This window comes from Shewanella sp. FJAT-52076, from assembly GCF_019457455.1.
Classification (GTDB): Bacteria; Pseudomonadota; Gammaproteobacteria; order Enterobacterales; family Shewanellaceae; genus Shewanella; species Shewanella zhangzhouensis.
Map to the genome: position 1 here is coordinate 3,436,157 of NZ_CP080415.1, position 19,307 is coordinate 3,455,463.

19 protein-coding genes are annotated in these 19,307 nt (G+C 52.0%); 5 read left to right on the top strand and 14 right to left on the bottom strand.

Annotation, left to right across the window (positions count from 1 at the left end):
- Positions 1-35: 35 nt before the first annotated feature.
- Positions 36-2,663, top strand: a complete 2,628-nt coding sequence (gene pepN, locus K0H79_RS15160; RefSeq protein ID WP_220076361.1) for an aminopeptidase N — start codon at positions 36-38, stop codon at positions 2,661-2,663.
- A gap of 241 nt (positions 2,664-2,904) precedes the next feature.
- On the top strand, positions 2,905-4,179 hold the full coding sequence (locus K0H79_RS15165) for a glycerophosphodiester phosphodiesterase family protein (RefSeq protein ID WP_258405408.1): 1,275 nt from the start codon (positions 2,905-2,907) through the stop codon (positions 4,177-4,179).
- Between the two features lie 385 nt (positions 4,180-4,564).
- Here the strand turns inward: K0H79_RS15165 and K0H79_RS15170 are convergent, their stop codons facing one another.
- On the bottom strand, positions 4,565-5,338 hold the full coding sequence (locus K0H79_RS15170; RefSeq protein ID WP_220076362.1) for a DeoR/GlpR family DNA-binding transcription regulator: 774 nt from the start codon (positions 5,336-5,338) through the stop codon (positions 4,565-4,567).
- Positions 5,339-5,644: 306 nt separating this feature from the next.
- On the opposite strand from K0H79_RS15170, the gene K0H79_RS15175 reads away from it, so the two are divergent.
- A complete protein-coding gene (locus K0H79_RS15175) occupies positions 5,645-6,793 on the top strand; it encodes an MFS transporter (protein ID WP_220076363.1) in 1,149 nt (382 codons plus the stop codon).
- A 323-nt stretch (positions 6,794-7,116) separates the two neighbouring features.
- Here K0H79_RS15175 and K0H79_RS15180 read toward each other — a convergent pair whose 3' ends face one another.
- The 10 genes from K0H79_RS15180 to K0H79_RS15230 form a co-directional block, all read right to left on the bottom strand.
- Positions 7,117-8,472: a serine hydrolase gene (locus K0H79_RS15180; protein ID WP_220076364.1), complete on the bottom strand. Its 1,356-nt coding sequence runs from the start codon at positions 8,470-8,472 to the stop codon at positions 7,117-7,119.
- 109 nt (positions 8,473-8,581) lie between these two features.
- Positions 8,582-9,622 carry a hypothetical protein gene (locus K0H79_RS15185; protein ID WP_220076365.1) on the bottom strand — a complete coding sequence of 347 codons (1,041 nt, stop codon included), beginning with the start codon at positions 9,620-9,622 and terminating at the stop codon, positions 8,582-8,584.
- Between the two features lie 152 nt (positions 9,623-9,774).
- Positions 9,775-10,578, bottom strand: coding sequence for a hypothetical protein (locus K0H79_RS15190; RefSeq protein WP_220076366.1), 804 nt, complete (start codon positions 10,576-10,578; stop codon positions 9,775-9,777).
- 129 nt (positions 10,579-10,707) lie between these two features.
- On the bottom strand, positions 10,708-11,325 hold the full coding sequence (locus tag K0H79_RS15195) for a hypothetical protein (protein ID WP_220076367.1): 618 nt from the start codon (positions 11,323-11,325) through the stop codon (positions 10,708-10,710).
- 195 nt (positions 11,326-11,520) lie between these two features.
- Positions 11,521-11,760 (bottom strand): HNH endonuclease, encoded by a 240-nt coding sequence (locus K0H79_RS15205; protein ID WP_220076369.1) that lies wholly within the window; start codon positions 11,758-11,760, stop codon positions 11,521-11,523.
- Entirely contained in the window at positions 11,750-12,070 is a 321-nt protein-coding gene (locus tag K0H79_RS15210; RefSeq protein ID WP_220076370.1) for a hypothetical protein, read from the bottom strand. The genes K0H79_RS15205 and K0H79_RS15210 overlap by 11 nt, the downstream gene beginning before the upstream one ends.
- A 1-nt stretch (position 12,071) precedes the next feature.
- Positions 12,072-12,236: a hypothetical protein gene (locus K0H79_RS15215; protein WP_220076371.1), complete on the bottom strand. Its 165-nt coding sequence runs from the start codon at positions 12,234-12,236 to the stop codon at positions 12,072-12,074.
- Complete coding sequence (locus K0H79_RS15220; RefSeq protein WP_220076372.1) at positions 12,229-12,477, bottom strand: hypothetical protein; 249 nt, start codon at positions 12,475-12,477, stop codon at positions 12,229-12,231. The genes K0H79_RS15215 and K0H79_RS15220 overlap by 8 nt, the downstream gene beginning before the upstream one ends.
- A gap of 673 nt (positions 12,478-13,150) precedes the next feature.
- A complete protein-coding gene (locus K0H79_RS15225) occupies positions 13,151-13,717 on the bottom strand; it encodes a phosphoribosyltransferase (protein ID WP_220076373.1) in 567 nt (188 codons plus the stop codon).
- 213 nt (positions 13,718-13,930) lie between these two features.
- Positions 13,931-15,700, bottom strand: coding sequence for an alkaline phosphatase (locus K0H79_RS15230; protein WP_220076374.1), 1,770 nt, complete (start codon positions 15,698-15,700; stop codon positions 13,931-13,933).
- A gap of 199 nt (positions 15,701-15,899) precedes the next feature.
- Between K0H79_RS15230 and K0H79_RS15235 the strand changes: the two genes are divergently transcribed.
- Positions 15,900-16,319, top strand: a complete 420-nt coding sequence (locus tag K0H79_RS15235) for an HPP family protein (RefSeq protein WP_220076375.1) — start codon at positions 15,900-15,902, stop codon at positions 16,317-16,319.
- A gap of 48 nt (positions 16,320-16,367) precedes the next feature.
- Here the strand turns inward: K0H79_RS15235 and K0H79_RS15240 are convergent, their stop codons facing one another.
- The gene (locus tag K0H79_RS15240) at positions 16,368-17,057 is read right to left on the bottom strand and encodes an LrgB family protein (protein ID WP_203324853.1); all 690 of its coding nucleotides are present in this window, start codon (positions 17,055-17,057) and stop codon (positions 16,368-16,370) included.
- Entirely contained in the window at positions 17,057-17,488 is a 432-nt protein-coding gene (locus tag K0H79_RS15245) for a CidA/LrgA family protein (RefSeq protein ID WP_220076376.1), read from the bottom strand. The genes K0H79_RS15240 and K0H79_RS15245 overlap by 1 nt, the downstream gene beginning before the upstream one ends.
- Before the next feature lie 103 nt (positions 17,489-17,591).
- Here K0H79_RS15245 and K0H79_RS15250 point away from each other — a divergent pair, with 103 nt between their 5' ends.
- The gene (locus K0H79_RS15250; protein WP_220076377.1) at positions 17,592-18,500 is read left to right on the top strand and encodes a LysR family transcriptional regulator; all 909 of its coding nucleotides are present in this window, start codon (positions 17,592-17,594) and stop codon (positions 18,498-18,500) included.
- Here K0H79_RS15250 and K0H79_RS15255 read toward each other — a convergent pair.
- On the bottom strand, positions 18,477-19,292 hold the full coding sequence (locus K0H79_RS15255) for a hypothetical protein (protein WP_220076378.1): 816 nt from the start codon (positions 19,290-19,292) through the stop codon (positions 18,477-18,479). The genes K0H79_RS15250 and K0H79_RS15255 overlap by 24 nt on opposite strands.
- Positions 19,293-19,307 lie beyond the last annotated feature (15 nt).

Here is a 19,307-nt window from a genome sequence, read left to right on the forward strand (position 1 = left end):
TAAGCCGCATTGCGGTAACTTGAAGGAAGTCTCACGTGAAGTTCTTAAGCCAAGCCTGGGTGGCCGTTGCCGCTGTCACCCTGGTGTCCTGCGCCTCCACCGACAAAACCCATCCACTGGAGCGGGATACAACGCCGTATATCAGCGCCGAACAGGCAGCAAATCGCAGCCAACGTGTCAGTAACGTGCATTATGAGCTGGACTTCAAACTCAATGGCAGTGCCGAATTCAGTGCCACCAGTAAGGTGCGTTTTCAGCTCAGCGATACCCTGTCACCGCTGACACTGGATTTGAACAAGGCCCGCATTACCGAGCTGTTGATTAACGGCGCCAAGGTATACCCCAACTACAATGGCAGCTACCTGACCTTAAACCCCAGGCTGCTGGTGAGCGGCGAAAACCAGCTGCAGGTAAGCTTTGTCCGCCCCCACAGCACCAATGGCGAAGGCCTGCACCGCTTTGAAGACCCGGTCGATGGCCGTGTCTATCTTTACTCCCATTTTGAACCCGCCGCCGCCCAGCAAATGTTTGCGGTGTTCGACCAGCCGGATCTCAAGGCCAGCTACAAGGTCAAGGTAACCGCCCCCGCCGACTGGCAGGTGGTGACCAGCATGCGGGAGAGCAGCATCAATGTTGAAGGCAACATGCGGGTGTGGGACTTCCCCGAAACCCCGCTGCTGAGCCCCTATAACTTCTCGCTCCATGCTGGCCCCTATCAGGTATGGGAGAGCGGCGAAGCGCGCTACCCCATGCGCCTCTTCGCCCGTCAGTCCATTGCCGACAAGGTCACACCGCAAGATTGGTTCCGTTACACCGCCCTGGGCCTCGAGTACTTTGAGCAATATTTTGGCATTCCCTATCCCTTTAAAAAGTACGATCAGCTGCTGGTGCCCGACTTCCTCTACGGCGCCATGGAAAACGCCGCCGCCATTACCTTCTCCGAGTCGGCTTTTGTCTCCAGTGGTGAGATGAGCCTAGCCCAGAAGCAGTCGCTGGCGGGAGTTATCATGCACGAGATGGCGCACCAGTGGTTTGGCGATCTGGTCACCATGAAGTGGTGGAACGGCCTGTGGCTGAACGAGAGTTTTGCCTCCCTGATGGGCACCATGGCGCTGGCGAAAATCCCTGAGTTTTCCCATGCCTGGCAAAGCTTTTATGCCGGAGGCAAACAGCGGGCCTACACCCTCGACAGCCTGGTGACCACCCACCCCATCGAGGTGCCCGTGCCCACATCGGGCAATGCCTTCGACAATATCGATGCCATCACCTACCAAAAAGGTGCCGCCAGCCTGCGTCAGCTGAGCATACTGCTGGGCGAAGAGCCTTTCAGGCGCGGCGTATCCACTTACCTCAAGCAGTACAGCTACCGCAACGCCACCCTGGATGACTTTATCGGCAGCCTGGCACAGGCCGCCGGCCGGGATCTGACCCAGTGGACCCGGGATTGGCTCTACCAACCCGGGGTAAACAGCATCGAAGCCGAGTTCAGCTGTGACGGCGAGCAAATCAGCCACTTCGCCCTGCGCCAGAGTGCACCGGCCGAATACCCGGTACTGAGGGAGCAAAAGGTGCAGGTGGCACTGTTTGATGCCGACCGCCACGGGCTGCACCGCGACCGGGTGGTAGAAGTTATCTTCAAGGGAGAGCGCACCAAGGTGCCCGCCCTTATCGGTCGCCAGTGCCCCAAACTGGTGTACCCCAACTATCAGGACTGGGGCTACGTGAAGGTAAACCTGGATCCCCGCTCCTTTGACACCGCCCGCAGCCAGCTGTCCCGCACCGAAGACCCCCTGCTCAGGGCCATGCTGTGGCAAAGCCTGTGGGACAGCGTGACCGATGGCAAACTGCCGCTGCAGGACTTTTTGGCAACGGCACTGGTCAACGCCCCCATGGAAAAGGACCTGCAGCTGAGCGCCCAGATCATCGACAAGCTGCAAGCCAGCGCCTTCTACCTGCAAAGCGCCAACAAAGGCAGGGGCAGTTTTGCCGACAAGGGCCTGCGCGCCCTGTCGCAAATGAGTCTGCGCCGCGCCATGGAAAGCCGGGGCGACAAAGAGCTGCAGGGCCGTTGGTTTGATGCCTATATCAGCCTGGCCTACGGCGGCGAAGCCATTGATCATTTGAATGATTTGCTCGATGGTGCCAGCAAGGTGCAGGGGCTGGAAATAGATCAGGACAGACGCTGGGACATCATAGCCCGCTTGAACCGTCTCGATGCCCTGGGCGCCGAGCGCCGGGTGCGTGAGGAGCAGATTCGGGACAACAGTGACAGCGGCCAGAAATCCGCTATCCGCGCCCGGGTGCAACGCCCCGATGGCAGCATCAAGCGCCAGTGGCTGAGTAAAATCGCCGCCGGGAGCGAGCCCTTCCCCAAGCTGAGGGTGGCCATGGGGAACCTGTACCAGCCTGAGCAGCGCCTGCTTGCCAATGCCAGCAGTGACGAGCGCCTCGCCATGCTGCCGGACCTGGACGCCAAGGGACCCGTGTTTGCCCGCTCGGCCGCCGCTCTTATCCCCGGTGATTGCAGCCAGCAGGGTGTGGATGCCCTGAGCCGTTACATCGACAGCAAGCCTGCCCTCTCCAGCGGTATGAACAGAGCGCTGTTGGAAGCACGGCAGTTGCAGCAGCGCTGCGTGAAGGTGCTCTCGGCACTGCCCAATTAAGGCATTCAACTTAAGCGTTCAACTGAAGCGCCTTACTGAAGCGCCTTACTGAAGCGAATAAGTTAAAGAGGCTGATGACAGCAGCCGCAACCATTCGGATACAAAAAGCCTTCCCATTGCGAAGGCTTTTTCTTTTGCTGCCCTGTCATTTGCATGTCATGGTTCGTTAACGGGGCTGTCTTGGGCATGTCACAGAGTGAGGTTAGGTTTACACCAATTTTTCTACTTTGGAATCAATACGATGCTCCGTAAAGCCTACCATTTGCTCTGCCTGGTGCCTCTGCTGGCACTGACTGCCTGCAATGATAACGACAGCCCACAAACCGAAACTGAAGTCACCCCACCTGCCGCCACCAGGGTACCCGCTCAGGTGGGCGTACGCCCGGCGTACCTGATTTCACAAATGGCCGAAGGTGAGCTCAAATCGGCGCTGGCTCAGTGCAAAGACATGCCGTTTTACCGCAGCGACTTTTCCATCGGCCACCGGGGCGCCGCCATGCAGTTCCCAGAACACACCCGCGAGTCATATAAGGCCGCCATCGATTCGGGCGCCGGGGTACTGGAGTGTGACGTGACCTTCACCGCCGACAAGGCGCTGGTTTGCCGCCACTCCCAGTGCGACCTGCACACCACCACCAATATTCTCGCCATCCCCGAACTTGCCGCCAAATGCAGCGAGCCATTCAGCCCCTTTGATGCCGCCACCGGCACCCCTGCCTCGGCCAAGTGCTGTACCAGCGACATCAGCCTCGAGGAGTTTATGAGCCTCAAGGGCAAGATGGACGGTGCCAACCCCAAGGCCACCACGGTGGAAGCCTATCTGGCAGGCACCCCGGGCTGGCGCACGGATCTTTATGCTGCCACCGGCACCCTGATGACCCACGCCCAATCCATTGAGATGTTCAAGGCCGCTGGCGTTAAGATGACCCCTGAGCTCAAGTCCCCCGCCGTCACCATGCCCTTCGATGGCATGAGTCAGCAGGATTACGCCGACAAACTGGTGGCCGAATACCAGGCCGCCGGTGTAACGGCCGACCGGGTTTACCCCCAGTCCTTTAATCTGGACGATGTAAAACACTGGATTGCCACGGCGCCGGAGTTTGGCCGGCAGGCCGTGTATCTGGATGACAGGGACGAAACCCTGCCCGGCTTCGACCCCATGAACCCCGCCACCTGGCAGCCTGATATGGCCAGCCTCAAGGCCGATGGCGTGGAGATAGTGGCGCCGCCCCTGTGGATGCTGGTGACGCTGGATAACGACGGTAAGATAGTGCCATCCGAATATGCCAAGGCCGCCAAGGCTGCCGGGCTTAAGATAATCACCTGGACACTGGAGCGCTCGGGCCACCTCACCAACGGCGGCGGCTGGTACTATCAAAGCATTACCGATGCCACCACCAACGAAGGGGTCACCTACGAGCTGTTGGACGTACTCGCCAAAGACGTAGGGGTGATAGGGGTATTCTCCGACTGGCCAGCTACCGTCACCTACTACGCCAATTGCAACGGGCTTTGATCCCGAGCCGCAGTGGCCGGGCTGATACGACTGGCAGGCTGTAAACATGAAAAAGCCGGGATAATCCCGGCTTTTTTGTTTACTGAATCAGGTGGCTACCTGCAATGTGTGCCGGAGACCAGGTCTTTCGGCCCTTTGATGCCATAGGATTGAACATCGAATCTGAGTCCTCGGGGCCGCCAAGAACGACATGGGCCGAGATGGGCCGACATGGGCCGACATGGGACGAGATTGGCAGTATGAGTCCCATCACTTGGCGATAAGCCGGCTCTGGATAGACAGGCTCTGGATAAACAGACTATGTATAAGCTGGCTCTGGAAAACGCGGCTGTGAATAAACACTGTGCCCTGTGCACACCTCGCCACATATACTCTGCATAAGCTTTTAATCTGCCTGCACAATATTGACGCTTGATTGTGCCAACTTTGCGAGCACACCCGGTACAGATGCGCCTGCGAGCACAAGGGTGGAAATCTCACTCACCGGCATCACCCTGTGTTTGGCTACCGCACCCAACTTATCTTGGGTCAGCGCAACAATCACCTCACTGCTTTGCTTGACGATAGTCCGTTTAAATTCTGCATCATCGAAATCAAATACCGTCACCCCTTCTTCAGGGTCGAGTGCGCAGGCTCCCAGCAGGCATTGGTCGAAGTACATGGTTTCAAGCTGCCTGATGGTTGTGGGGCCAACCGATGCGCCGATTTTCCGGTTCAGTTTCCCCCCCAATAAAATCACTTCACAGTGTGCCAACTTCAGCAATTCAACCGCAATTTCAGGTACATGGGTAACAAAGGTGATGGCTTGCTGCTGGCTTATCGCTTTGGCAATTGCCATATTGGTGCTGCCCGAATCTACAAAAACGCAATCACCGTCCCGCAAAAGCTGCGCGCTGGCGCGGCCAAGTTTCTGCTTTTCTGCACCTGTCAGTTGAATGCGCTCGGCTAAACCCGGCGGGTCTGCCACCACATTCACTGCGCCGCCATAGACCTTTTTGCAAACGCCCTGACTGGCAAGTTCCTGCAAGTCGCGCCGGATAGTGTGTTCAGACACCCCCAGTTCGGCAGCGAGATGAGCGCAGACGACCCTGCCATCCTGTAGCAGGCGCGTTTTAATCAGGGTTTGCCTTTGATCCGGGAAAGAAGCACAATCGAGCATAAGTTATCATGAATTAGCAACAGGTATAGCTCATGCTAGCGCGTTCATGCTCCGTTTATCAATGAAAAAGGTGAACCGGAATACGGCTGATGTCGGCAGTTCCCCCGGTATTTCGCCTATGGCGGTCAAGGTTAAACCTCGGCACATGTGCGGCTTTCACAGAAGCGACTCAATCGGTTGCCAATGTTTACTGTGTACATGGCGGGCGAGTGAGCACATGTGACCAATAGGATTCGGGTGGTGACCAAGTGGCAACTGCACTTTCATGCTCGATTATGATGTTTTAGCTTTTTTTTGCGTGGTGTTATGACAACAAAACCCTCTGTGAGTCAACTGGACAGCGTGATGGAAGTCCCCTCAACCCGGGCTATGTTCTTTGGTGCAGGCCTGGCAACAGCCGCATGGGCGGCCATTATTCCCATTATCAAAAGCAATATCGGGATAGACGACGGGACCCTCGGCTTACTCTTGCTGTGTCTGGGCATTGGCGCTATTTCATCCATGCCCCTCGCCGGCGCCGTGGCGACCCGACTGGGGTGTAAGCGGGTTATGCTCTTTACCGTCAGTGTGTTTTCACTGGTGTTGGTTGTGTTACCTCTCGCCACCAGCACCTTACAACTGGCCGTTTTACTTACCATATTTGGCTTTGGCATTGGCGCAACCGATTGCGTGATGAATATTCAGGCCATTCTAGTGGAGAAGCGCGCTGATAAAAATTTAATGTCCGGCTTCCATGGCTTTTACAGTTTGGGCGGCATATGCGGTGCCGGGGTAATGGCGGCCCTATTAACGTTCGGGATCTCAGCGCTGCAGGCCTGTATCCTGGTGAGTGTGTTCGTGGTGGGAGGATTATTCTACTTTCATCGCGGCCTGCTGCCCTTTTCAAACCCAAAGGAGGGGCCGTCATTTGCCTTACCCCATGGCCCTGTACTGCTGATTGGCTTGATCTGTTTCTCGTTGTTTTTGGCAGAGGGAACCGTGCTGGATTGGAGTGGCGTGTATCTCGCTGAGTATCAGAATGTGCCCCATTCAAGCGCCATGCTTGGCCTGTTTTGCTTTTCGCTGACCATGACCCTCGGCCGCCTGACCGGGGATAACACCATTTCACGCTTTGGCAGCCGTTTGGTGCTGACAACCGGAGGGCTGCTGGCCAGTGCCGGGATGTTTCTCGCCATCTCGGCCTCAGATCTCAATCTTGCATTACTGGGATATGCGCTCGTTGGATTGGGCTGTGCCAACATAGTGCCCATCATGTTTTCCGCAACGGGCAAGCAAACCAGCATGCCGCAGTCGTTGGCGGTACCGGCTGTTTCAACACTGGGGTATATCGGTGTGCTGGCAGGCCCTGCCAGTGTCGGGCAAATAGCACAGTATTTCACCTTGCCGGTGGCCCTTTACCTGATTGCCCTACTGATTGCCGTGGCGACCCTGGTGTCGTTAAGAGTAAGGCTTTAACGCCTGTATCAGACGCCAGTGAGTTGTTGGCCTCGAGACGCGATGCAACATGTTAAGGCATCTTTATACGCCATCTGTTTTGCTTCGCCCCTGGTATCACTTGGCAAAGTGAGAGCAATTCAGGCACAGAGAAACCGGCGATAACGCTCAAAGGAATAAATGGCTGAAAGGGATAAATGGCTGAAAGGGAAGGCGCTGAATGGATATCTGCCTTGATAAACAGGTTACATAAAAGCGTCGCCCCACCAACTGAAGGCGACGCTGAAAACGAGGGTAAAACGACGCTAAACAATAATGTGAATGCTCGCGTCTCAAAGCAAGAGTTAATGAACGACCTTCATTTTCACTTCTTCTTCGCCCTTTTCCCCTAACCTGGTCGACAGCCTGTCGCCATTGTCTGAAATAACAAAATAAACAGGTTCGGCGCCGACCTGGTCATACACAAAGCGGCCATCGCCTTCATATCGCAGCGCCTGGGTATAACCATCGGGAAATTGATTGGCGAGCTTGCCATCGAGGTTAACCAGGGTCACCCCATAGGGATCGTCAGGGATGGCCTGATACTGACCCACATAGCGCGCCAGCTCTTCTGCCGCGACAGGCAGATCAGTCAGGGTTTGATTAAAGTAGCTTTTCAGCATCTGTTGATAGGTGTCATGAAAGTTATCGTTTGATCCATTGGATGCTAAAACCAGCGTCATCTTTTCCTGAGGGAAATGGGCCGCTATCGCGTTATATGCATCAAAGGTCCCACAGTGCCCAAATCCCTGCTTGTCAAAAAAATCAATGGGTTTAATACCCAAACCAAAACCGTTTTGGGTCTGCTTCATGGTATCAACCAATGGCAAAGGGATAATCTCACCGGTAAACAAGGCATGATAAAAAATCGCCACCTCGGTGGGTGTCGCCTTTATGGAACCCGCCCCCAGCCCAACAGACAGATGGGATGCAGGAAACATTGACCACTGGCCATTCTCAACGGTGTACGAATGCTGAGTTTGGTGGGTGTCGCGCACATGTACCGTTTGAGTCAGGTTTAACGGCGTCGTTATCTTTTCACTGAGTATCTCACCAAAGCTTTTTTGGTATACCTTTTCCAGGATGAGCGCCAGCAGGTAATAGTTGGAGTTGCTGTACTCTGCTTTGGTGCCTGGCTCAAAATCGCTGCCCAACGCCAGAATTCGATTAAGCATACTCTCACTGCTTTGACTTTCTGTCCGATAGTCAAAAAATCCTTTGCCTTTTTTGGTGTAGTTGCCAATGCCACTGGTGTGCTGAAGCAGATTTTTGATGCTGATTAGGTGTCCATTTTCAAGGGTCGGAAAAAATGCCTCAAGCGTTTGTTCCAGAGTCAGCTTTTTCTCGTCAACCGCCTTTAGCACCAGGGCGGCTGTGTAGGTTTTTGATACTGAGCCAATTAAGTAAGCTGATTGTGTGGTCGATTGTTCATTCTTGCTTATGTCATCGAAGCCCGCGCTATCTGAAAATATCACCGTACCTGACTGCATCAGCACAACACTGCCCATAAAGTCAGGTTGCGAGCGAATATCATCAAATGCCCGGTGCAGCCTCTCCTGCCTGGACTGAATATCGTCAAATTGCGTGGTAGCTGTGTCTTTTTTACCACAAGACATCAACACAGCTGCACTGCACAGTACGGCAAGTAAAACTCTAGTCATCAGTCACGTCCTTGTTTTAATGCACAAGCTGAGGCTTTCACAGGGATAGCGCTTTGCGAAGGGGCGAAGTGCACAGCACTTTGTCCCGCTTGCGCAACTTGTTAAATTCTTATGCATAACCAAGACTCCGCGAGTTATCTCTAAAGAGCATTGCACAGGTTGTATTTTCTATATTTATTTTAATTTCACCCTTATAGAGATACTTTATCGAAGCACTAATCGATTCTTGGTCGTTATTAGATGTTTCGAAAGCAGTGGCAAAGCAATCTATCTTAAGTGGGTTTTCATATTTATCTTCGGTAGCACCCATCAGTAGTTCCATATTAAGCCTATGAAATGCAAATCCTAAGAATACGAGCCTCTCAGCGTGCATCATACTATGCCTGAGTTGGTCCATATGTTCTGAATGAGCACCTTCAGTAAAGGTACGAATTCTTTGGGCGTATTCGATTAGCTGCTGTGTCTGGAGCTCACCACCATACTCCATGCGAGTGGAGCTTGCTTGATCTTGCCATGGGAGTGACCCGACTGTGCCATAGGGATGTATTATTTTTAGACTTCCGACTATCTCAGCTGCTTGGCGTTCCTGGAGACGGTAGTAACTCATTAAGGCATGGATAAGAAAGTGCTCTATACAGCGATCGTAATTAAAAATTACCAATGTAATAGTTCTAAATCTGTCTTGAAGATCATCTGCCCTACAATTTTCTGTCAGTGTTCGAAAGAAAGGCAGATACCAAGTATTTTCTAGTCTAGGAAAATTAATTTTTTCTGTGCCCTGGTACCTAGCGAAGAAAATCTTACTCTTCCTCTCAGCTTCAAGTATTGCTTCAACTATTGCCATCTTTCCACAAAGAGCCAATTTGTCATTCCCTCGTTCTGAATCGATAAAATTATCGATAGATATAGCAAGAGGCATGTTGTTGCTGATGTGACGGCACTCTTTCAGGTATTCATTTGTTTCGGAACTGTTGTTTCCGGTATGGCGCCTAATAGTCTGGTATAAATCGTAATTGCCATCTTTAAATGAACCATGCTCAAAACTCATGTAGAGAATTTTTGCAATATGTTCCTTGAGCTTATTTCCTACCGGCAAGTCCAGCTCGTAGCTTGCACCAGCTCCAACAACATAGACAGTATTCCTTGGCAAAATACGTACTCCGAACTTATTTTAGAATTTAACGCCCTGCTAAGGGGTGAGCAATGCACTGCAAAAGCTACCGTACACCGCCTTAATCACGAACTCACCGCATGCTAAAAATGCCACGCATTGCGAATCCCGCTTAAGCAGTTTGTTAGGTTTTATTTGTAAATCTCAAGTAAACCTGTTTTTTGAGCTAACAAAAGGCTGCCAGATGCATCTGTAATTTTAAGTGTACCTGTGTACTTCCCTTGTCCTACCAATATATCAGAGCCATTTATATTTTTCGGGAGTACCATTGGAAACGAAATATCTGTAAATTCACCTGCTATCAATAACAATGTTTGTTTATGTTCAAACCCTAAAAACTCCATTGAAGCAACAACCTTGATAGTTTGATTCTTTTCCAGTTTTGGAGCATAGATCCTCGTCGTAATCTGAGCAGGCTTACCTGTTTGAGGCAAATCAGGCTCTATGTAAATGCCGTACGCTTGAACTTCCAATGTTTCTGCAACCTCTTGAACCTTGATTAGATCACTTAACAGCTTGGAGTATTTTTCAACGTCATTTCTAGTTTGAGAGATATCATCTCTCACCAAGCCTAATTCAGTATCAATGGCATTTTTTAGATCTTTGATAGTTTTATCTAAATCAGCCTCAATCTCAGGAATGCGATTATTCTTGATGTCATTTGAAATACGAACAACATCGATTTTCTGGGCAAGTTCATCAGTGATTTTTTTGGATGTTTCTAACACCGCAGCGTCTATTTTTTCAGTTGCACCTTGCGAGATTTTTTCAATTTTCTTTTCTGAGTTTGCAATCAAGTTGTCCAAGTATGAAAACGAAGTCGAGAAAGCAAATGCACCGCCCCCCAAAGTGATCGTCCAGATTATGCCGATAAGCCAAACTGACTTGTTAAACATACTGTCGATTCGTTCCATTTCTGTTTTTTCTTTAGTCAATTGTAATTCCTCAAATCTCGACTGAAACCTAAAACGCCCGCAGCAACGGCAGGCAAATTTGGCGCGGCTTTTGGAACAAAAGGCGTGACGGGTTTGACTGTCCGGTTGCCTGCGCTTGTTATGTACCTGCTATCTTGGCCTATATGAAATCGATGATCTAACTGTATTTTTTGGCTCTGGTTTAGGAGCAGGGGCCTTAAAGTAGTAGAGAGGAATTAGAGAAGCTGTTTTTTTTGATTTCGATACCGCTAATACACTCTGATGGCTGAAGCTGCCAGACGAAGATCCTTGCTCACCGTCATCTTCACCAGATTTCTTAAGCTCTGTTACTTTCTTTGTGTATTCTTTTAATTTCTCTAAAGTAATTCCTTCATTGAATATTTGCTTCATATCTGATGTAGGTATTTCGTTATCTTCATAATATCTTCTGGCTTCAATTGATAGATACCTCTTTCCTTCAATCACTTTTCCTCCAACGATGAAATGCGCTTTAGAAGCTGAATCTTTCTGCATAATTTCAGCAGCAGATAAGTAACCATTTTTCCCTTGATCATATTTGGAATACTCAGATGACAGGTCTGTGAGGCTTTTCTTAAATTCAAGAATGTAGAACTCAGAATCCTTTCCAAACACCGCATCACCTATAGATTCAACGTCGCCATCTAATGGCAAGAAAAGATCAAAAATCTCTTGCTGAACTGCCATCAGAACAAATGTGTATTCGACTGTTTTCTCCCACCATTTCACAACTCGTTATTAAACTCCCATTAACATTTATTTCATTTCAGGCTACGGTATTAGATGAAATCTATTTGTACATAACGCCCTGTTAAGGTGTGAGCAACGCAATACCGAAGCCGCCGCAGACCACCTTAAACACTAAACACAACGCATAGTAAAAATTCCACGCATTGCGAATCACTCTTAAACAGTTTGTTATAGTTATTTTTTGCTGTAATCTATCGATTCTACGTAAATTTCACCGCTATGTAGTTTATTATGACAAGCCTCACAAACTACCAAGATGTTTTCAGGAGTCGCTTCACCACCTAAGCTATAGTCCAGAATATGGTGCCCATGGATATCCACCGTAGATCCACACCTAAGTTCACATTTATAATTTTCTCTAATTTTGGCTAAGGCAATAGCTTTTCTATGATCATATGGACGGTTACTTTTCATCTTCTTCATCCAAATTTTCGATGCTCAAGTCAGAACTGGGAGGGTTTAATCCAAATGTTTTTGTTACCATTTCAGAAACTTCATTCAAAAAAGCTTCAACTTTAGACTCATCTCCAACAACTCGAGCCATTATATCTATAGATTTTGTTGCTTTAACTTTATTTTGTTCAACTTTCAACGGTGTCTCATTAACTTGAACATCTTCAGTTGTAATCCCTAAGGAAAGTGCACACTCCTTTATTTCAGCAAAAGCAGCAGACACAGCATCTGTTGGTCCAGAAAGCCTAACGATTATGTCACCATTTTCCATGTCACTTCACCTGTATGAAATTTACACGCAAGCCATGCTTGCGAGCTATTTTTTTGACTTCTTCTTTAAAATCCTTCTTTATTTCTTGAGGAACTTTTCTGCAAATAGCTGAACCAGTAGCTTTGGTATTAACCGGCAAGTTTTCAGAGCCTTTCTCATCACTCATTAGAACTCTCCCAAAGCTCAGCTAGATCCTCATAGTCAGCATTTTTAACTAGATCAAAGTCACCACAACCAGATGTTACTGCAAATACATCAAAATCAATCACCTCATTGTTTTGATCCAATTTCATTGTATAAACAGCATACTCTCCAGAAAGCTTCGATACATGAACCTCTGGTCCATCAACCTTGACTACTTTATCGCCTTTTTTTAGATCTAGAATTTCAAACTTCAAAATATTCATATTCACCTCTTTAATAGTATTAAGTAGAAACATTGCAGGATTGAACTATAACATTTGTATAGTGTGCCGGCTCGTTTATCACCTTAGACCAGTGAAAAACGTGCCGGTGAATGTTCAATGGACTGAATCACTTAGCTGATATCGTCCAGATAAGTTGCCAGTGCAAAGCGTGCCAGCACGGTTTCTCGCCTGTTATCTGCCCCGCCGATTTCGCAAGCGCCTGTTTTTAAATGGCAAAAATTCATCACAGAGAAGCAAAGCGTGCCTGACTGGCATATTCACCCAGCTTACCGGCAGGGGCAAACCCTGGCTAACTGGCAAGGGCAGCGAAGCGCCTTTTTACTGATGGAATAACCCCTATCAGGGGACGTGAGCGGTGAAGTGCATTCCAGGCAATGCCTTTGAGCATGGCTACCGCATGGGCTGGAGTGAGATGCTGCGTCCCTGAGAAGTGTTTTGATCCATCAAATCAGTATCTTGGCATAGGTTTATCAGCCGGGGCAAGCGTGTTAGCTGAATTCGCCTTAAGCCACAAAAAAAGCCGTGACTGCTTATCAGCAGCACGGCTTTTACCACCCACGAAGGAATACAGGTCTTAGTTCACGGGCTTATGCAACAAACCTATATAACAAGCTTATGCAACAGGCTTATGTAACAAGCTTATGTAACAAGCCTAGATAAACAGCTCGGCGATGTTTTTCAGGTCGCTCTTGCCGTTTGCAATCTCATCCGGGGTCAGGCCCGAGACTTCGTGGGGGAACACCAGCCAGTCTTCAGATGAGTGGATGTAGTAATCCGGCTTTAAGGGCACGGCGGTGTTTTTGGGCTTGTAATATGGGCAGGCAATGCGGATATCGCGGGGCATGTTGAGGCGCATCAGCTGCGACAGTTTTTCTTTCAGGGCATGGATGCTGCGGCCTGAGTCGAATACGTCGTCCACAATCAGCAGGCCATCGTCGGCGTTACAGTTTTCGATGATGTAATGCAGACCGTGAACCTTGATTTCCTTGCTCTGCTTGTCGGTACCAATACCGTAGTAAGAAGAGGTACGCACGGCGATATGGTCGGTATCGACCTTTTTGAAATCAAAGTATTCCTGCACCGCAATCCCTATGGGTGCACCGCCACGCCAGATCCCCACAATAAACTGCGGGCGAAAGCCGCTTTGATACACCTGGGCTGCCAGGCGAAATGAGTCTTCCAATAGCTGCTGTGCCGTAATGTAATGTTTGTCTGACATTGAAGCGTCCCCATCATCCTATTGCTGTTTTTGGTAATTCGCGGATGAGGCCCAAACCCGGTATCCGCCATGATTTGGGCGCGCATTTTACACAAATTTTTGCCCCGTGACTGCTGCAAGCATAACAAGCCGGAGAATTTCCTCCACTGAGCATAAAAAAATCCACCCAATTGGGTGGATTTTTAGCGCTGTGCACTGTTCGCGGGAAGCGGATTACACCACAGCCTCAATCACATGGCTGCCTGCCAGTGTGCGGGCGCTGTAGCCACGGGCGCTTGCCTCGGTAAAGTCTTTCTCCAGAATGGACGAGACATAAATCCAGTCGCTGCGCACCTCGTCTTGGGTGAAGGTCAGCACCATAAAGCCCCTGTCCTTGAGGTTGGCGTACTTGAGATCATCAACCAGCCCCACCACGGCCGCTTCGGTGGCCGGAATTTGTTCGGCAGGCAATTGCAGGTAGTACTCAAGCCCCGGCGACGACACTGAGCTGGTCGCAAACTCCACGCCAACGGCGGCGCCGTTCACGTCCTTGAGTTCGTTGGCCCAGGCATTGTGGGTATCTCCGGCCAGCACCACCAGGTTGGCATTTACCGACTTGGCGGTGCCCAGAATCACTTCACGCTCGTAGGCGTAACCGTCCCAGGCATCCAGGTTGTAGGGAATGGATGGCAGTTGCAGCAGGGCTATCACTTCCGGCGTTAGCTTGTGCTGGTTGGCCGCAAGATACATAAGCTCTTCCTGAGTCAGGGTAGGGTCGCCCGCCTGAGCACGGGCAGCGAGCTGCGCCAGGCCAGCCAGTTCGGCAAACTGAGGTATAGACAGCTGCTGGGTGGCAATGGCCGCGGGCAGCAGCATCTTGCCCATCAACACCTGTTGGCCCAGTACCTGCCATTTGGCTTCGTTCGCCAGTAACTTGCTTTGCAGCCACAGCAGCTGCAGCGCGCCCAGCATGGTACGGCTGGTGCTGGTGACATCGGCCATAAAGCTGGTGCCATCGAAGGTGCCGGTGGCGGGGTCCAGGTAGGTTTCAAACTGCAGCTGCTCGTCACGGCCAAGCAAACGGGTGTCCAGCATGTGCAGGTCAACCAGATCGCCAAAGGCAAAGCTTCTGAAGATTTCTTCGTGGTTACCTTCGCGCCATGGGCGGATGGGCAGCCACTCAAAGTAGGCCTGCAGCGCCGCCTGCTTGCGGGCCTCAAAGTCGCCCTCGCCTTCGTTGTGGTTTTCAGCGCCATCGCGCCAGGCATCGTTACAGACCTCGTGGTCATCCCACACTGTGATAAAGGGCACCAGGGCATGGAGCTTTTGCAGGCTGTCATCGCCGCGGTACTGGGCATAACGGGTGCGGTAGTCGTTCAGGCTCAGAAGTTCATGGGTTGGCAAGACTTCTCGGCCAAGGGCGGCGGCGTTTTCGCTGGCATAACCGCCACGGGGATATTCATAGATGTAGTCGCCCAGATGCACCACGGCATCCAGCGAGCCCTGGGCCGCTGCCAGCTCGTACACGTTAAAGTAACCGGCCGGGAAGTTGGCGCAGCTCATTACCGCCAGTTTCACCTGGGATACGGCGCCCTCCGGCAGGGTGCGGGTTTTGCCCACGGCCGAGGTTTTATCGCCGCACATAAAGCGGAAGTAATAGGTGCTGCCTGCAGCAAGGCCCATGGCATCCACCTTTACTGTGTAGTCCCTGTCTTTATTGGTCATGGTGCTGCCGTCGGTCACCAACTCGTTGAAGTCGGCATCTTTGGCCACCTGCCAGGACACACTGAGGTCGGCATCGCCTGTGGGAGTCACCCGGGTCCAGATAATCACAGCGTCATGGGCCGGGTCGCCACTGGCAATACCGTGCATAAAGCTGACGGGCACAGATGGGGCATCATCATCGCTGCTGGAGCAGCCCATCAGGCCATAGGAGACCACTGCGGCACCAACGCCTTTGGCCGACATGGCCAGGAAGTCACGACGTGAATAAGACCGTTTCATTATTATTATTCCTTTGGTTATATGAGAGGTATGAGGTCCAATGAGTCTTAGTTTGCAACATTACTATTACACAAGCATGACGCCCTTGGTAGAGTTTTGCGGACTAGAACATTGAAAAACAACCAGTTAAACAGGATGCTATACTCCTGCAGACCGGATCTGCAGTGGATTAACCGGCAACGAGCCCATGGAGGACGCTATGCAAGTCAAAGACATCATGACCCCCAACCCTGTCTGCATCAGCGAGGGGGCCAGCCTCAAGGATGCACATCTGCTGATGCAATCCCGTGGGGTGCGCCACCTGCCGGTGGTGGGAGAACAGGATGGCCACTACAAGGGCATTCTTACCCACAAAAAAATGATTTCGACTGTCGTCAGCCTGCTGAACAAGTATGGTCAGGGCGCCCTCGAGCGCAAGGAGCGGCAATATCTGGTGAGTGAGCTGATGGATAAAAACGCCCAGCGCCTGAGCGACGATGAGCCATTGGCGGTGGTGGTTGACTACTTTATAGAGAACAAGCTGGGTTGCCTGCCGGTGGTGGACGGCGAGCAAAAGGTGCTGGGCATAGTGACCTCCTCCGACTTTGTGAAGCTGTGCAAAACCCTGCTTTCAAAATAAAAAAAAGCCGGCGAAACGCCGGCAAACACACGCAACAAAGGGAAAGGGTTATACGAGAAACAGAGCAAACACAGGCGCACCCAGTACCATGGCAATACCGGTGAAAATCATGGTGAGGCTGGCAACCACGGCCTCTTCCTCACCGTACTCACGCGCCTTGGCAGCGCCGGCACCGTGAGCCGATGCCCCAAGGGCAACACCTCTGGCAAGGGATGAACGCACCCTGCCAAAACGAAACAGCGGCCCGCACAGCAACATACCCACCACACCCGTCATCAACACCACCATGGCCGTTAACTCGGGCACACCGCCAAAGGCCGTGGTGGCTTCCATGGCAAAGGGGGTGGAGACAGAGCGCACCAATACGCTGTGGCCAATTTCAGGCGGCAGGGCAAAGAGTTTCACCAGCCCCCAGGACGACACGAGGCCCAGCAGCAAGCCGGCCATCACGCCCAATGTGAGGGTGATGGGGTAGCGGCGGATAAGGGCCCGCTCACGGTAAATGGGCAGCGCAAAAGCGATGGTGGCAGGCCCCAGCAGGAGCACCAGAAAATGGGTGTACTCGAAATAGCTGGGCAGCGGGATATCCAGCAGCAAGACAGCGGCAATAATCAGTAAGGGCGCCAGCAGAATAGGCGCAGCCCACCAGTAGCCCAAGCGGCTATATAAACGCTTGGCACCGTAATAGCCCATCAGGGTAATCACTAAACTCAGCAGCGCCAGACTGGTATGACTCATTACAGGCGTCCTCCGGCGCGGGCCAGGTGTAAGCCACGCTCAAACTTAAAGGCTTTATCCACCACCCAGCCGGTGCCCAACAGCACGGTCACGCTGCCTGCCACCAAAAAGCCCAACATGCGGGCGCCATATTGCTCAATCATGGCTTCATACTGAATGACTGAGATCACCGGTGGAATGAAAAACAGCAGCAGGTCCCCCAGCAGCCAGGCTGCACCGGCCTGCAGGGCCTTTTCGGGCACCCACTTAAGCGACAAGAGCGCCAGCAATACCCCCAGGCCTACTACGCCGCCGGGCACCGGCAGCGCAAAATACAGCACCAACGCATGGGCGAGCCAGGCGAGCAAACAGATAGCCGCCGCCTGCAGCAGGGTCTGGCTTGCCCTTTTGGCACCGGATTTGAGTCTGACTTTGCCTTCACTGAGGGTCATGGTGGCTATCACTGTGAAAAATGGAATGTGCTTAGTGTAGGTTTGCCATTTGAATAAAAAAAATGAATATTAAGCATAGATAGCATTACCAACGGATATTCAATTGGATCTCAGGGCCATCAGATACTTTATGGAGGTGGTGGATGCCGGTGGCTTTGCAAAGGCCTCCGAGAAGGTGCATCTCACCCAACCGGCGCTGTCAAAGGCGGTACGCCTGCTGGAAGAGAGCCTGGATCTGCAGCTTATCGAGCGGGGCAAGCGCGGGGTGCATTTACGCCTCACCCCCGCCGGTGAAGTGGTCTATCGCCATGGTTTGGCCCTGCTGGCTACCCGTGATGACATGCTGGCCGAGCTTGAAGCCATGCGAAGCCTCAGGGGCGGCCGGCTTAAGTTTGGGCTGGCGCCCCTTGGCAGCGCCGAGCTGTTCGCCCCTGTCATCGCCCGCTTTCGCAGCCTCTATCCCAAGATTGATATGCAGCTGCTTGTGCGTGGCGGCATTGAGCAAACCAATGCGCTGCGCAAAGGCGAAATTGAGCTGGCCACCGGCATCACGGCGCTGGACAGCGAATTTGAAGGGCTGCGCATTCGCAAAGACCCCATGGTGGTGGTTTTGCCCAAACAGCACAGGCTGGCGCACCGCCAGGAGCTGAGATTGCAGGAGCTGGCAGACACGGCGCAGATATTGTTTGAGCGGGAATATGCCCTGCATCAGTTGGTGTTTGAGGCCTGTGAGCGGGCGGGATTCATCCCCGCCAATGTCACCCGGGTAAGCCATCCTGACTTTGGCATTGCCCTGGTGGCCGCCGGTACCGGTGCCATGATATTGCCAAGCTATATCGCCGAGCGCCACGCGGTGGCAGGCGTGATTGCCGTGCCACTGAAAGAAGCCGATCTGCACTGGGAGCTGTCGCTCTTCTGGCGCAGAGGTCAGCCTCTGTCGTTTGCGGCAGAGGCCATGATAGCTCTGGTACGGGAGCGACTCTCCAACTCACCAGGGCAGGGTCAGATATAGTCTGAACAGGCTGTCTGTATCCCAGGGGAGAATCGGCAAATACTGGTCGTCTTGTTTGGGGAGCAGATCGTAGTGATCCAGGTTGTACTGGTTTTGCTCGAAAGACAGGGTCATGACCGAGTTCGCCAGCAAACCATGGGTATCAACACTGAGCGATGCGCCGTAGCGGGTTTCCAGGCGCTCGCTGCCATCGGACCAATGGGTCGCGCTGGCCGAGAGCGTCCAACCGGGTGCCAGCATCAGATAACCGCCACCACTGAGCATCCAGGCGGTGGCATCGTTGCCGAAATCACCCCGCTGATAGCCGCGCTCCTTGGGCACATCATCGTCAATTTCCAGAAAATAATAACCGATACCCGCTTCCAGATTGGCGCCAAAAGCGGGCCTGTGATAGTCCAGCACCAGCGACGGATACAGGGTGATTTGTTTTTCGATGGAGCTGACAGTGTTCCTTTTACCGCTGAGGGTGGCTTGCCAATCGAGTCTTAAGTCTTCGCCCAGGGTAAACAGCTTGCCTCTGGCAAAGTAAGAGGATTGAAACCAGATGGGGATATGATCCGGGTCGAGCTTGTCTTTGTCCCGGTCAAGGTAGGTGTTGAGGTTGGCGTGCAGCTTGATGCCGCCATCGGTGACCGTATCCAGACTGATGGCAGCATGGGCACCAAAGGTGTCTGAGCTCTCCACCTGAAAATCATGTATACCGAAAGAGAGTCGCCAATCCAATGGCTCTGATTCGGCCTGCGCCACGGCACTGCCAAGCACGAGTGGCAGTAACAGCATAGATGTCTTCATCTTATCCCCCATCCA

What these genes read in the sequence shown, in the direction of transcription:
- K0H79_RS15245 (WP_220076376.1), bottom strand. Translation starts at nt 17,488, where the DNA reads ATGACCCTCAGTGAAGGCAAAGTCAGACTCAAATCCGGTGCCAAAAGG.
- K0H79_RS15225 (WP_220076373.1), bottom strand. Translation starts at nt 13,717, where the DNA reads ATGTCAGACAAACATTACATTACGGCACAGCAGCTATTGGAAGACTCA.
- K0H79_RS15180 (WP_220076364.1), bottom strand. Translation starts at nt 8,472, where the DNA reads ATGACTAGAGTTTTACTTGCCGTACTGTGCAGTGCAGCTGTGTTGATG.
- K0H79_RS15240 (WP_203324853.1), bottom strand. Translation starts at nt 17,057, where the DNA reads ATGAGTCATACCAGTCTGGCGCTGCTGAGTTTAGTGATTACCCTGATG.
- K0H79_RS15205 (WP_220076369.1), bottom strand. Translation starts at nt 11,760, where the DNA reads ATGAAAAGTAACCGTCCATATGATCATAGAAAAGCTATTGCCTTAGCC.
- K0H79_RS15220 (WP_220076372.1), bottom strand. Translation starts at nt 12,477, where the DNA reads ATGAATATTTTGAAGTTTGAAATTCTAGATCTAAAAAAAGGCGATAAA.
- K0H79_RS15210 (WP_220076370.1), bottom strand. Translation starts at nt 12,070, where the DNA reads ATGGAAAATGGTGACATAATCGTTAGGCTTTCTGGACCAACAGATGCT.
- K0H79_RS15235 (WP_220076375.1), top strand. Translation starts at nt 15,900, where the DNA reads ATGCAAGTCAAAGACATCATGACCCCCAACCCTGTCTGCATCAGCGAG.
- K0H79_RS15230 (WP_220076374.1), bottom strand. Translation starts at nt 15,700, where the DNA reads ATGAAACGGTCTTATTCACGTCGTGACTTCCTGGCCATGTCGGCCAAA.
- K0H79_RS15215 (WP_220076371.1), bottom strand. Translation starts at nt 12,236, where the DNA reads ATGAGTGATGAGAAAGGCTCTGAAAACTTGCCGGTTAATACCAAAGCT.
- K0H79_RS15175 (WP_220076363.1), top strand. Translation starts at nt 5,645, where the DNA reads ATGACAACAAAACCCTCTGTGAGTCAACTGGACAGCGTGATGGAAGTC.
- K0H79_RS15170 (WP_220076362.1), bottom strand. Translation starts at nt 5,338, where the DNA reads ATGCTCGATTGTGCTTCTTTCCCGGATCAAAGGCAAACCCTGATTAAA.
- K0H79_RS15165 (WP_258405408.1), top strand. Translation starts at nt 2,905, where the DNA reads ATGCTCCGTAAAGCCTACCATTTGCTCTGCCTGGTGCCTCTGCTGGCA.
- K0H79_RS15255 (WP_220076378.1), bottom strand. Translation starts at nt 19,292, where the DNA reads ATGAAGACATCTATGCTGTTACTGCCACTCGTGCTTGGCAGTGCCGTG.